The following is a 13,577-nucleotide window of genomic DNA, read 5'->3' on the forward strand; positions in this document are numbered from 1 at the left end:
AAGCCCCCGGCTCCCGTGGTCATGGTGCTCGGCGACAGCTTCACCGTCGGCTCGGGGCCGGTGCGCCCGTGGGAGACGTACGCCGCCGAGGCCGCCAGACGCCTGGGCTGGCAGCTCGTCGTCGCCGGCGCGGCGGGCACCGGGTTCGTCAACCGGGGCCGGGTCGGGCGCGACTTCCGGGAGTCCTACGCCGAAGAGCTCTCCTGGCGGCCCGCGCCGGACATGCTGATCATCTCCGGCGGGCACAACGACCGCAGGGTCGCGCCCGCCCGCGTCCACGCCGCCGCCCGCCGCCTGCTCGCCGACGTGCGCGAGACGTGGCCGGCCACGCGGATCATCGTCGTCGGTCCCCTGTGGGTCGCCGATCCCCCCGCCTGGGCCTTCGACGTCAAGGACGCCGTCGCGACGGCCGCGGCGGGCGCCGGCGCCACCTTCCTCGACCCGCTGGCCCGCCGCCACGTCGCGGGCGACCCCGCCGTCGCCCTGCTCCCGGACGGCGTGCACCCCACCTTCACCGGCCATGTACGGCTGGCGCGCTGGCTCGTCGGAGCCCTGGAAAACGGGTGAGAGGGAGAAGAACTTCTACCTCAAGGCGGTGAGCAACTCCATCGCGGCAGCCGCGCGAGGATGTGCTCGCGCACTTCTCCACGAGGGCCGCCTGGCGCGAGGCCGGTTACGTGCTGCTGTGGGTGACGGCGCTGCCGCTGGTCATGGCAGCCGCCGGGAGGAGCCCGGCCGGGCGAGGGGTCCGTCGACGCCCGGCCGGGGGTACAGGGGCGGAGCTCAGGTGAGGGTGCGGGGGATGGAGGTCAGATGGGCTGAGGGAATTGGGGTTTTGACGGGAGTTGGGGTGGGTCAGGTGGGGGTGCAGGGGATGGGGGTGGGGGTGATGGCGGGGCCGGAGGCGGTGAAGCCGAAGGAGGTGGTGGCGTTGGGGGACAGGGAGGCGTTCCAGGTGGTGTTGCGGACGGTGACGTCGGCGCCCGTCTGGGTGTGGGCGCCGTTCCAGAGCTGGGTGACGGACTGGGCGCCGGGCCAGCGCCAGGTGACCGACCAGCCGGTGAGGGCCGTCGCGCCCTCGTTCCTGACGGTGACGTCGGCCTGGAAGCCGCCCTGCCAGGAGTTGGTCACCCGGAAGGTAGCCGTGCAGCCGCCGGCGGGGGCGGAGGTGGTGGTGAAGGACGTGCTCTCCGACTCGGGGGAGCTGTGGCCGGCGGCGTCCCTGGCCACGACGTGCACGGTGTAGGCGGTCGCCGGGGTCAGGCCGGTGAGGGTGTACGCGGCGGTGTCGGCGGTGGCGACCTTGGTGCCGCCGCGGTAGACGTCATAGCCGGTGACGCCGATGTCGTCGGTGGCGGGCGTCCAGGTGAGCCGGGCGGTGGAGCCGGTGACGGCGGAGACCGCGGGTTTGCCGGGGCGGGTCGGCGGGCTCGCGTCCTCGGCCGGCGGACCGTCGTCCGGCGGCTCGCCCCAGATCACGGCGCCGCCCGAGTGCACGGTGATGTTCCGCACCGGGACCGGCGTCGCACCGGGCGTCGTCGCGACCCCCCGGTAGGACCAGTCGTTTCCCGGATCCCAGGTCCCGGCGCTGGCCAGGCGGAACTGCACCTCCCGCCGGTGCGCCGACTGGCCGGCCGGGGCGATGGAGGTGCCCGAGCAGTCCACCGTGACGTAGTACGTCCGGCCGCTGAGCAGCGTCGGGCCGGTCGGCGGCCGGCACTGGTTGTACGCGGAGGTGACGGTGATCTGGCCGGGCGTGGTGGTCCCGTCCAGGGTGAAGTAGTAGCGGAACGAGCCGTCGTCCAGCGTGCGGGCGGGCCAGCCGGACTGGTTCCGGACGATCGCCTTGATCTCGGTGAACGTCGTGCCGGTGGCGTTCACCCCGGCCTCGACGAAGATCTCCGGGCCGTCCGGCGTCTCGGCCGGCGGGAAGTCCGCCAGCGGCGTTCCGCCGTACTCGCGGTAGAGGCGGGCGAGCGCCCCGGTGAAGCCGGCGTTGTAGTCGGTGGCGACCTCGTTCATCACGTAGTCGTCGCGCCGGTCGGTGTAGACGTCGTCCGGGTCGGGCGGGCCGCCGACGAGCGCGCCGTACAGCGTGTGCCGGCTCTCGGCCGGCGTGGAGAGCTGATCGGTCCACGAGCCGTGCGCCGTGCGGTGGTGCGGGTTCTTCGGCGGGTTCGTGCCGAAGCCGATGACATAGGAGGAGTTGCGCGGGTTGTCGCCGAGCGCGTAGTTGATCTGCCTGACCGCGAAGTCGTGGTACCGCGTTCTACGCTGCGTGTCGCTGATCGAGTCGCTGTGCACCAGTGCGACGAAGGCCGTGTTCGCCGCATAACGCAACGACCCCCACCGGTCCAGTACGGCCTGCCCGCCTGGCGAATAGCGGACCTTCGAGCCGTTCACCCCGATAGTCCACCAGTCCAGCCATCGGTTGGCGTCGTCGAGATACCGCTGCCCGCCGGTCAGCTTGTGCAGCAGCACGTAGGCGCCGAACGACTTGTCGTCCCAGGCGATCGTCCACTTGTAGGACTTCGTGGTGGTCTGCGGCTCGTTGCTCAGGGTGTCGTAGTACGTCTCGGCCTTGGTGAGGTAGGCGGCCTCGCCGGTGGCGCGGTGCAGCCAGATCGCACCCCAGACCAGTTCGTCGTTGTAGCCGCTCCAGGAGTTGTAATAGCCCTGGACGTCGGTGATGCACTCGCTGTACTTGCGGCGGACCGTGTCCGCGAAGGTGTAGAGCTGCCGGGCGTGCGTGACCAGGGTGTCGGCGTAGGCGGGATCCGTCGGGCGGAAGACGATCGACGACGCGGCCATCGCGGCGGCCGTCTCCCCGGCCAGCTCCGACCCGCCGCAGGAGGCGTCGATCTTGTAGGCCGGCCGGGTCATCGGCATCGCCTCGGCCGGGCCCCACCAGGCGTGGTCGGTGCCGCCGTTGCCGACCTGGCCGTAGAGCACGTTCGGCGCGGGGTGGGCCTTGATGAAGTAGTCGTTGACGAAGCGCAGGTTGTTCAGCAGGTGGGTGAGCTGCCCGCTGCCGGCGTACGCGTCGCGGTACTCCACGGCGCCCCAGGCCAGCATGGTCGCGGAGGCCGCCATCGGCAGGCCGAACTTCACGTGGTCGCCCGCGTCGTACCAGCCGCCGGTGAGGTCCAGGCCCGCGTCCCGGCCGTCGGAGAGGGCCGAGTCGCCGCGCCACGCCACCCGGTTCCACTCGGGCAGCTCGCCCGACTGCTGGGCCTCGTAGAACAGGATCGACTTCTGCAGCGCCTCGGCGTAGTCGAAGGCGGGAGCGGCGGCGGCCCGGTCCGGAGGCAGGCCCGCGAGCAGCGGGAGGACCAGGGCGGCCGCCGCGAAGAGGGTTCTCTTCATCGGTGTCCTTAGGGGTGCCCGGGGCACGGGCGGCAGGTCAGGCGTGCCGCCCGCGCCCCGGGGGTTCAGGAGGTGGGCAAAGAGCCGCGGCCCTTTTCAGGAGGTGGGAAGTCCTTTCAGGAGAGGGCTGAGGTCAGGAGGTGGGGAAGAGGCGGCCGTATTCCGCGAGGGCGACGGCGACGTCGACCTGCGCCCAGAACCGGTGGTAGTTGAAGGTCGGCGCGGGGCCGGTGCCGTCGAGGTAGTCCTGCACCTTCGGCCAGTCCGGGTCGTCCTCGTAGAAGGACCGGATGGACAGGAAGGTCGAGGAGGAGTTGATCGGGTCGCCGTTCGGCATCTCGCCGCTCCAGCCGTTCGGCACGTAGATCGGGTCGTCCAGGCGGTTGTAGTCGGCCTTGGTCTCCGGCACCGACACGCCCTTGTCGTCCTGGTGGTGCTCCCAGATGCCGTCGAGCAGGCCCTTGGCCACCGCCTGGACCTCCTCGTCGCCCGCCTTGGCCGCGTAGTACATGAGCACCTTGGCGTAGGAGCCGGCCACGCCGACGTCGGTCGTGTAGTCCCGGACCGTCACGTGCAGGTCCGAGTTGTCACCGGGGTTGGCCGGGTTCCAGGTGTCGGGCTGGCCGGTCCACACCAGCGTCGAGGGGATCTCGTACGTGCCGTCGGCGTTGATCGTGGTGTGGTCCACGGCCCAGGCGACCCACTTGTCGAGCAGCGCCTTGGCCTCGGCGTTCCCGGTGGCGTAGTACAGCTCGGCCACCCGCTCCATCGACCACGCCTGGAAGCCGAACCACTGGTTGGACGGCGGGTCGTGGTAGACGGGCTGCCAGTCGTAGGTCATGCCATAGAAGGTCGGCAGGTTCGCGGGCCGGGCGGCGTAGTGGCCCTGCCAGCTGTTGGTGGCGCCGCCGGCGATGGCGCCCTCGGCGGACTGGAGCCAGGTGTAGAACTCAAGCTGCCGGTCCAGGCTGGTGGTCCAGTCCTGCACGGCGGTGGCGCCCCTGGGCTTGAGCACGTCCACGCTGGACAGCGCCCAGGCGGCCATCGGGTTCTGGTAGCCGGAGTGGTTGTGGCTGGAGCCGATCCGCCACGCCCAGCCGGCCGACGAGTCGATCGCGCCGCCCCAGGCGTAGTACCAGCTCAGCAGGTAGGCCGAGCTGTTCTTGCCGGTGCCGGCCGGGCACGAGGTGCTGGCGCAGCCCTGCTGCTTGAAGTACTTGTCGTACATCGCGTAGCGGAGGTAGTCGCCCATCTTGGCGGCCTTGCCGACCGTCGCGGAGATCTGCCCCTGCTTGCCCTGCTCGGTCGCCCAGGTGTGCGCCCAGTAGGCGACCTGCACGGCGCGGGCGTCGGCGTCGGGCGCGTTGGTGTACTTCCACTGCCTGGCGTAGCTCGCGTCCCGGGTGAACAGGTCGAGGAAGCCGTTCGGGCCGCCGTGCGCGAAGGTGTCGCAGGACGGCTGCGGCACGGTCTCGAAGACCGACTCCTCCGGTCCGCGCTGGTAGGTGTTGATGTAGACGGGTTTGGTGGTGCCGTCGCCGCAGCGGCCGAAGCCGTAGGTGTTGTCGACGTCGAGCAGCCAGTGCATGCCGTAGATGTCGTTGGTGCCGTAGGCGGTGCGCAGCTCGTTCGCGATCGGGTCGGTGCCGACCGACACGTTGCCGTCGAGCTGCGACGGATACTGCCGGATGTCGTCCCACTCACCGGCGTAGGTGGCCGGGTCGGACGGGTTGTAGAAGGAGTTCGTCGGCTGGTCGGCGGTGGCGGGGATGATGTACCTCTCCATCGACGCCCACGCGTCGTTGAACCGCGTCCAGTCGCCGGTCGCCTTGCCGTACGCCGCCTCCAGCCACAGGTAGTAGCTGTACGCCTCCGACGTCGTCTCGTGCCCGTGGTCGGGCGCCTCCACCAGCAGCGTCTCGACCGAGTGGTACGGCACGCCCTCGGGGGAGAAGTAGCCGTTGGCCGGGTCCTTCAGCTTGTTGTACATCGTGATGAAGCGCTCGGTGTACTCGTTGTCGCCGCCGCCGAGGTCGTTGTCGGCCTCGGACGCGGTCACCCGGGCCGCCGTGTGGCCGGTCGCGCTGGAGGTGAACTGCGCGGTGCCGCCGGTCTGGTCGGCGTCCTCGGCCGCGGACACGGTCACGTCGCGCGGCGTGTTCCAGTTGGCCGTGGTGAAGGTCAGGCTGCCGCCCGAGGTCACGGTGAGGTCCGTGTCGCCGGAGCTCCTGGCGGTGGTCACGGTGACGTTGCCGCTGGGCTGCCGGTTGAGCCGGACGCCGAAGGTCGCCGTGCCGCCCTCGGGCACGGTGATCGTCTCCGGTGAGACCACCACCGCGGGCGCCGAGGTGCCCTGCACGGTGATCCCCACCGGGCTGGAGGTGGTGGCGGCGCCGGTGTTGTCGGTCGCCCTCGCGGTGAGCGAGTAGCTGCCCGCGGCCACCCCGGTCCACCCGAACGTGTACGGCGCGGTCGTGTCGGTGCCGACCACGGTGGACCCGTTGAGGAACTCGACCCTGGCGACCGTGCCGTCGGCGTCGGCCGCGTTCGCGGCGAGCTGCACGGTGGCCGGCGCGGTGAAGCTCGCCCCCGCCGCGGGGCTGGTGAGCGCCACGGTCGGCGGCTGGTTCACCGGTCCGCCGCCGGTGCACGTCGTGCCGTTGATGGTGAACGCGGTGGGCTTGGCGTTGGTGCCGCTGTAGCTGCCGTTGAAGCCGATGCTGGTGGACTGGCCGGCGGGCAGGTTGCCGTTCCAGTCCATGCTGCGCGCGGTGACGTCGGCGCCGCTCTGGCTCCAGGTGGCGCTCCAGCCCTGGGTGACCCGCTGGTTGCCGGGGAAGCGGAAACCCAGCGTCCAGCCGTTGAGCGGGTCGCCGTTGTTGGTGATCCGCACGCTGGCGGTGAAGCCGCCGCCCCAGTCGTTCGTCTGGTAGTCGACCGTGCAGGCGATGGCGGCCTGCGCCGCCGTGGGCGCCATCGCCGTCATCATGCCCGCCGCCAGGGTGGCGATGGCGGCCAGGGCGATACGCCGTCTTGATCGACGACGTGGGAGCGCTCCCGTACTCAGGGGTGCTCTGTACATGGGGAAAGGTCCTCCGGGGGTGTTGTCCAGCGAAAAGGTGCCGATAGTGTGGGAGCGCTCCCAAATGGATTCTGATGAGCGACGCCCGTATGTCAATGCGCTGTTACACGCGGATGTCGGCCCCGTCGCCTAGCTGGGCCGTCCGCCGCCCGGCACTGAAACTTTCAGCTCGCGTCCGCGTCGTCCCGCGGGGAACCGGCCCGGCGGAGCAGCGCCCAGGACGCGAGGCCGAGCGGCAGGATGAGCCAGCAGGTGAGCAGCCGGTAGATCAGCACGGCGGCGGTCGCCGGAGCCACCGGGACGCCGGCCGCGGTCAGCCCGGCGATCAGACTGGTCTCGATGATCCCGATGCCGCCGGGGGTGAGCGGGATCTGCCGCAGCATCTGGGCGGCGAGGTACGTGGCGGCCAGCCGTACCGGGTCGATGTGCAGGCCGAAGGCGAGGACGGCGGCCTGGAGGCAGGCCAGGTCGAACAGCCAGCTCAGGACGGCGCTGTTGACGGCGGCGGCCGTGTCGGCGCGCGGCAGCGTGACGATCGAGCGGACGGTCGCGGTGACCGGCGCCAGCCGTTCGGCGAGCCGCGTGCGGCGGCGGGGCGCGTGCGCCGCGCGCGGCCGGCCGGCGTGCAGCACGATCCCGACGACGAGGAGGAGCGCCGCCCCGCCGAGCAGCGGCCCGCGCACGTCGGCGAGCTCACCGGGCGCCAGGACCGCGGTCACCGCGGTGCCGGCCACGTAGAGCAGCAGCAGCCCGATCATCGAGACGGCACCGGAGACCACCGTGACGGACGCGGCGGAGGTACGGCCCGCGCCGTGCGAGCGGAAGGTCCGGTAGGCGTACCCGGCGGACACGGCCGAGCCCGCAGGGAGCGCGGCGGCCATCGCGGTGCGGGCGTAGGACAGCGCCATGGCGTGGCTCACCGGCATGGTGACGCCGTAGGCGTGCAGCACCCGCCGCTGCTGGCGGGCGAACATGCCGAGCGAGATGAGGACCGCCGCGACGGCCAGGGCCAGCTCCTGCGGACGCGCCCCCTGGGCGGTGGCCAGGATCTCCGACGGCGCGGGAAGCTGGTCGCGGAGGGTCCACCCGGCCACGCCCACCAGGGCGACCGGCAGCAGGATCCGGATCCAGCGCCGCAGGGCGGCCGGGACGTGGCGGTCCCGCAGGACGGCGGGCAGGTGGAGCCGCCGACGCGCCGGCGACCGGAGCGGGGGCTCCTGCGAAGACGCCTGGGGAGACGCATGGGGAGACGCATGGGGAGAACCCTGTGGAGACCTCGGCCCGTGCGGCGCACGGTCGCCGCCGCCCGCGCCCGCTGGAGTGCGGTCGCGGTGGTGGGCGAGGCAGTCAGGCATGATCCCGCTCCTTCATCAGCAGGTTACGAGGCCCGGCTCCCGGGGAGGGGCTCCTCGATTCGCGGGGAGCCGATCTCCGAGGCGGTGCCGGCAGTGGCCGCCGCGCGGCGGCCGGGGATGAGCAGGACGATGAGCGCGGCGAGTACGGCGACGCCGCCGCCGATGACGAAGCCGGTGCGGAAGCCCTCCTCGGACGGCAGGACGACCGGGCCCAGCTTCATGGTCATGTTGGCCAGCACGACGCCGATCACCGCGCTGGAGGTGGAGGTGCCGATGGCGCGCATCAGGCTGTTGAGGCCGTTGGCGGCGGCGGTCTCGGAGCGCGGCACGGCGGTCATGATCAGGGCGGGCATGGCCGCGTAGGCGAAGCCGATCCCGGCGCTGATGACGGCGGAGTAGAACAGGATGCCCCACGGGCTGCCGCTGAGGCCGAGCGCCAGGACGTAGCCGCAGGCGATGACGACCGCGCCGGTGAACAGCGAGATCTTCGGCCCGCGCCCGGCCGACAGTCGTGCCGCCAGCGGCGAGACGGCCATCATGACCAGACCGCCGGGGGCCATCCACAGGCCGGCCGCGACCATGGACTGCCCCAGGCCGTAGCCGGTGGCCTCGGGGAGCTGGAGAAGCTGAGGAGTGATCAGCGACATCGCGTACATGGCGAAGCCGACGACGACGGAGGCCAGGTTGGTGAGCAGCACCTGGCGGCGGGAGCTGGTGCGCAGGTCCACCAGCGGGCTGGCCGTCCGCAGCTCCCACCAGCCCCACAGCAGCAGGACGACCGCCGACGCGGCGAACATGCCGAGCGTGGTACCGCTGGTCCAGCCCCAGTCGCCGCCCTTGGAGACGGGAAGCAGCAGCAGGACCAGCCCGGCGGACAGCCCGATCGCGCCGACGACGTCGAACCGGCCCGTGGCCCCGGCGGGCGACTCCGGCACGACCAGGAACACCGCGACCGCCACCAGGACGCCGAGGACGGCCGCCGCCCAGAACAGCACGTGCCAGTCGGCGTGCTGGGCGACCAACGCGGAGGCGGGCAGGCCGAGCGCGCCGCCCACGCCAAGGGAGGAGCTCATCAGGGCCATGGCCGAGCCGAGCCGCTGCGGCGGCAGCACGTCGCGCATGATGCTGATGCCGAGCGGGATCACGCCCATGCCGACGCCCTGCAGGGCGCGGCCGATCACCATGGGGGTGAGGGAGTCGGCCGGGGCGCACACCACGGAGCCGGCGGCGAGCAGGAGGGCGCTGATCAGCAGCAGCCGCCGCTTGCCGTACAGGTCGCCGAGGCGGCCGACCACGGGGGTGGCCACCGCGCCGGCGAGGAGGGTGGCGGTGATGGCCCAGGAGGCGTTGGCGGCGCTGGTGTTCAGCAGCCGAGGGAGGTCGGCGATCAACGGGACGATCAGGGTCTGCATCAGCGAGACCACGATGCCGGCGGCGGCCAGCACTCCTACGACCAGGCCGCTGCGGGGGGAGGCGGTGCTCAACGGTTCTCCACTCACGAAAGAGTATGCACGGTACACATGTTGTGCATCGTGCATACTGTACCGTGCGTATTCTTGAGAGCCGGGGGTGGGCTGGGAGGAGGCCATCTTTTGCGCCACGAGATCACCGAGATCGAGCGCGAACTCATGTTGATCGGTCGTCACGCGACCATGGCGATGCTCAACGCGAAGCCTCTCGAAGGGCGCATGGAGCGCAGCAGCTACGTCCTGCTGAGACGGCTCCACGTGGAAGGACCCATGTCGATCGGCCAGCTCGCCGAGGTCTTCGGCCTGGACACCTCCACGGTCAACCGGCAGACCGCCACCCTGCTGCGGTCCGGTCTCGCCGAGCGCATCCCCGATCCGGACGGCGGGATGGCCCGCAAGCTCCGCATCACCGACGAGGGGCTCAGCCGCCTGGAGCAGGAGCGCGCCTGGACCCTCAAGGGGCTCGCCTCGGTCCTCGGCGACTGGAGCCCCGAGGAGCTCAGCGCCTTCGCCGACGGCCTGGCCCGGTTCAACGCCAGCATCGCCCATCGCGGCGGCTGCCACTGGCCCCGCCCCGAGACCGCTTCCTGACCCTCCGGCCTGCCGACTGAGGGCTGGACCGAACCCTCAGGCTTGGCAGGTGTGCCGGGTGTGGGCCGGGCCGAATCCTCAAGCCTGGTGCCGGGTGAGGGGCGGGCCGAACCCTCAGGCTTGGCGGGTGTGCCGGGTGAGGGCCGTGCCGATCACGGTGAGCCGCACTTCGAGGGCCTGCCGTACGGCGCCGGGGAGCAGGCCCTCGCGGGACCGGTCCTGGACCTTGAGCCGCAGACCGGCCAGGGCGCCGGCGAGGTCGGCCGGTTCGCCGAGCAGGTTCTGCGCGACCTGACGCAGGTCCAGCGCCACGTGCGCCGGGATCAGGCGATCCTCCTCGGCCACCCGGACGGCGGCGGTGAACGCCGCCACCGCGTCCGGCAGCGACGTCGCCCCCACCCTCGCCACGTCCCGCGCCGGTGACTCCCCGCCTCCGGCCACCTCCCGGGCGGGTGACTCCCCGTCTCCGGTGGTTTCCCGCGCCGGTGACTGCGGGCCTCCGGTGGGTTCCCGCGCCGGTGACTCCCCGCTTGTCACGGACGGTCCCCCGGCGGCGCCGCCGCGTCTGCGGGGATCCGCGGCCTCGGCGGCGGGCGGCGAGGCGGGCGGGGACGTGCGGGAGGGCTGCACGGGGGTCAGGTGGGTGTTCATGGTGACCGCGGGCGGCGGAGGGAGGTCGCCGGCGCCGGTCCAGGCGACGACGCCGAAGGAGGCGGCGAGGGTGGCGAGCACGGAGAGGGTGACGGCGGTGCCGCGGGACATGCCGCCGCCGCCCGGCTGGGGGACTGCGGCCGGCGGCGCGGTGAGCGTGCCGATCAGGACGTCGGCGACGTGCTGGGCGGACGGCCGGGCCGCCGGGTCGGCGTCCAGGCACCGCCGGCACAGCGCGCCCACCTCGCCGGGCAGGCCGGGCGCGGCGGGCACGGGCGGCGGCCCCTCCCGGCACGCGGCCTCGACCTCCGCCCAGGTCGTCTCCGGGTACGGCGTGCGGCCCACGAGCATCTCGAACAGCAGCACGCCGAGGGAGTAGACGTCGACGGCGGGATCGGTGATGGCCCCGGCGAGGCGTTCCGGCGCGACGTAGGGCGGCGTGCCGTACTCCGCGACCCGTTCGTCCACCTGCTCCCCGACGAAGGCCGCGATGCCGAAGTCGAGCAGCTTGGAGCCGTCCGGCGTGATCAGCACGTTCTCCGCGGTGACGTCGCGGTGCACGATCCCGCGCTCGTGCGCGGCGGCGAGCACCGTGGCCACCCGGGCGGCGATGGTCACCGCCTCCCGCCAGGGCAGCGGTCCCTCGGTGATCCGGTCGGCCAGCGGGGTGCCGTCGAGCAGCCGCATGACCACGAAGGCCGCCATCCGGCCGCCCGAGGTGACCGTTTCGCCGTAGTCGTAGACCTCGATGGCGTCGGGATGGATCAGCCTGGCGGTGGCCCGTGCCTCGCGGCGCATGAGCTCGCGCTCACCGTGGTCGCCGCCGAGCGGCCCGTCGAGCACCTTGACCGCCACCATCCGGTGCAGCGACTGGTCGAACGCCCGCCAGATGGCGCTCATCCCGCCCGACGCTATCCGTTCGAGCAGCCGGTAGCGCCGGGTGAGCACATCCCCCTCGTGGAGTCCCCCCGCCTCACGCGGACTCACGGATCACCAGCTCAGTGGGGAGGATCGGGTTGCCCGGCGGGCTGTCGCCGGTGGCGGTCGCGGTGAGGAGGAGACGCGCCGCCACGGCGGTCACCTCTTCGACCGGCTGGCGGACGGTGGTCAGCGCGGGGCTGACGTGCCGGGCGATGGGCGCGTCGTCGTAGCCGATCACGGCGACGTCGTCCGGGACCCGGCGGCCGGCCCGTCTGAGCGTCTGGATCACGGCGGCGGCCATCGTGTCGGACCCGGCGAACACCGCGTCCAGGTGCGGCACCCTGCCGAGCAGCCACTGCATGGCGTGCGCCCCGGAGGCACGGCTGAAGTCGCCGTAGGCGACCGGCACGTTGGTCATGCCGGCCCGGGACAGCGTCTGCAGGAAGCCGTCCAGCCGGTCGGCCGCGCCCGGCAGCCCGGGCGGGCCGCCGATCGCCGCGATGGACCGCCGCCCGCCGAGCAGCAGATGCTCGGCCGCCTGCCGGCCGCCGTCGCGGTTGTCCATGTCGACGTAGGGCATGTCCAGGCCGTCCGGCGGGCGGCCGATGCCGCGGATGGGCACGCCCGAGGCGGCGAGCGTGACCATGAGCGGATGGCGGTCGCGGGCGCCGATCAGGAGGATGCCGTCCACCGCCCCGGCGACCAGCGGCGGCGCCGTGATCGTCGAGGTGGCGGGGGTGGCCGTCATGATCAACATGGGCACGCCGTGCCCGGTGAGCGTGTCCTCGGCGGCGGCCAGGACCCGGGCGTAGAAGGGTTCGGTGAACAGCCGGGGCGGTGACTCGCAGACCACCGCGGCGATGAGCTGGTCGCAGCGGCGGGAGGCGACGCCGCGTGGCGCGCGCCGCCGCACATAGCCCAGGCGGGACATGGCGTCGTGCACCTGGCGGCGGGTCGAGGTGCTCACCCGTACCGAACCAGTGAGAACTCTGGAGGCCGTTGCTGGGGAAACTCCGGCGGCTGCAGCGACCTGAGCGAGCGTGGGGGGATCGTCCATGGTCTCCTCCGCACCGATTAAGCGCGCAGGTGGGAGCGCTCCCAGAAACGTATCATTGTTTCGTAAGTGTCAACAGATGTTTCCGAAAAATCACTGTCAACATCGTCAAACCGGTCTGACCGAACATGTTTCCCCAGGTGACGCCGTGATTACCAGGGACCGTAGGGACCGGAGTTGCCGCCTTTACCGATCTCCTTGACCGCGGGTCGTACGTCGGCGAGGTAGACGCCGGAGGCGATCACCGAGGCGATGGTGAAAATGCTGAGGGGCTGCACGTAGACGTATCCGAGCACGGCGGCGAAGGTGAAGAGCGTGGCGAATCCGAGAATGATCGACCACAGCCGCTTGGTCTGCTTGCCGGTGACCGCGAATGCCCGGGCCGGGGTGCGCAACGCATGCACCAGGGAGAATCCCGACATGCCCAGTGCGCCCACTGCCAGCAGCCAGAAGATCAAGTCCAGAATGCTGTAGATCCCAAACATCACCGCTCCCGTCAGGGTAAGGCCGCCGAATCCTCCCCCACCTTAGTGCGCCCACCGACTTTGCGGCGATTGAGCCGGTCCGGGATGTCCCGCACCGGCGGGGATTCCGCGCGGCCTCACCCGGGTGCCCCGGCTCACGCGCAGCCGGGGCACACGCGCGCCATTCAGGGCCTCGCGTTGTTGGTGGACCTGGTGCGGGTGGCGGGCTTCTTGGCGGGGATCGGCTTGGGGGGAGCCGGCTTGGCCGCCGCGGAGACCTCCTCAAGGCCGGTGGCGGCCTCGCCGCTCACCCGGCTCACGACCTTGCGCCCGCGGCTCGCGAAGTCCTCATAGAGCTCGCCGGCCCGCTGGCTGAGGGTGTCCGCGTAGACCTTGGCCTTCTCCGGCAGGTCGCGGGCGTAGGTCTCGGCCTTCGAGGCGTACTCGCGCGCGCGAACCGGCAGGTCCTTGGCCGAGTCGCGGAACTCGCCGCGGGCCGCCTGCAGCTTCTCCAACTGGACGGGCAGTTCCTTCAGCTTCTCGAACGCGAAGTCGCCCGCGCCCGCCACGGCGTAGAACGGCTTGGTTTCCGTGATCTTCTTGACCTCAGTGGCGAATGTCATG

The 13,577-nt window shown here is 71.9% G+C and carries 10 protein-coding genes; 2 read left to right on the forward strand and 8 right to left on the reverse strand.

Annotated features, from left to right (window positions below; all coding sequences use genetic code 11):
- Nucleotides 1-21 precede the first annotated feature (21 nt).
- Complete coding sequence (locus QSK26_RS27185) at nt 22-567, forward strand: SGNH/GDSL hydrolase family protein (protein WP_285778101.1); 546 nt, start codon at nt 22-24, stop codon at nt 565-567.
- A 288-nt stretch (nt 568-855) separates the two neighbouring features.
- Here QSK26_RS27185 and QSK26_RS27190 read toward each other — a convergent pair whose 3' ends face one another.
- From QSK26_RS27190 to QSK26_RS27205, 4 genes are all read right to left on the reverse strand, one after another.
- The gene (locus tag QSK26_RS27190; protein WP_285778102.1) at nt 856-3,366 is read right to left on the reverse strand and encodes a glycoside hydrolase family 9 protein; all 2,511 of its coding nucleotides are present in this window, start codon (nt 3,364-3,366) and stop codon (nt 856-858) included.
- 133 nt (nt 3,367-3,499) lie between these two features.
- Nucleotides 3,500-6,448 carry a glycoside hydrolase family 48 protein gene (locus QSK26_RS27195; protein ID WP_285778103.1) on the reverse strand — a complete coding sequence of 983 codons (2,949 nt, stop codon included), beginning with the start codon at nt 6,446-6,448 and terminating at the stop codon, nt 3,500-3,502.
- A 164-nt stretch (nt 6,449-6,612) separates the two neighbouring features.
- Nucleotides 6,613-7,803 carry a lysylphosphatidylglycerol synthase transmembrane domain-containing protein gene (locus QSK26_RS27200; protein ID WP_285778104.1) on the reverse strand — a complete coding sequence of 397 codons (1,191 nt, stop codon included), beginning with the start codon at nt 7,801-7,803 and terminating at the stop codon, nt 6,613-6,615.
- Nucleotides 7,804-7,826: 23 nt separating this feature from the next.
- On the reverse strand, nt 7,827-9,215 hold the full coding sequence (locus QSK26_RS27205) for an MFS transporter (protein ID WP_285778209.1): 1,389 nt from the start codon (nt 9,213-9,215) through the stop codon (nt 7,827-7,829).
- 180 nt (nt 9,216-9,395) lie between these two features.
- On the opposite strand from QSK26_RS27205, the gene QSK26_RS27210 reads away from it, so the two are divergent.
- Entirely contained in the window at nt 9,396-9,863 is a 468-nt protein-coding gene (locus QSK26_RS27210) for a MarR family winged helix-turn-helix transcriptional regulator (protein WP_285778105.1), read from the forward strand.
- A 114-nt stretch (nt 9,864-9,977) separates the two neighbouring features.
- On the opposite strand, the gene QSK26_RS27215 is transcribed toward QSK26_RS27210, so the two are convergent.
- The 4 genes from QSK26_RS27215 to QSK26_RS27230 all read right to left on the reverse strand — a co-directional run bounded on the left by QSK26_RS27215 (nt 9,978) and on the right by QSK26_RS27230 (nt 13,576).
- A complete protein-coding gene (locus tag QSK26_RS27215) occupies nt 9,978-11,501 on the reverse strand; it encodes a serine/threonine-protein kinase (RefSeq protein ID WP_285778106.1) in 1,524 nt (507 codons plus the stop codon).
- Complete coding sequence (locus QSK26_RS27220; protein WP_285778107.1) at nt 11,488-12,492, reverse strand: LacI family DNA-binding transcriptional regulator; 1,005 nt, start codon at nt 12,490-12,492, stop codon at nt 11,488-11,490. Before QSK26_RS27220 ends, QSK26_RS27215 begins: the two co-directional genes overlap by 14 nt.
- A 149-nt stretch (nt 12,493-12,641) precedes the next feature.
- Nucleotides 12,642-12,974: a DUF2516 family protein gene (locus tag QSK26_RS27225; RefSeq protein WP_285778108.1), complete on the reverse strand. Its 333-nt coding sequence runs from the start codon at nt 12,972-12,974 to the stop codon at nt 12,642-12,644.
- 164 nt (nt 12,975-13,138) lie between these two features.
- The gene (locus QSK26_RS27230; RefSeq protein ID WP_285778109.1) at nt 13,139-13,576 is read right to left on the reverse strand and encodes a hypothetical protein; all 438 of its coding nucleotides are present in this window, start codon (nt 13,574-13,576) and stop codon (nt 13,139-13,141) included.
- Between the last annotated feature and the right edge of the window lies 1 nt (nt 13,577).

Source organism: Microtetraspora sp. NBRC 13810, assembly GCF_030268685.1.
Taxonomy (GTDB): domain Bacteria; phylum Actinomycetota; class Actinomycetes; order Streptosporangiales; family Streptosporangiaceae; genus BSRQ01.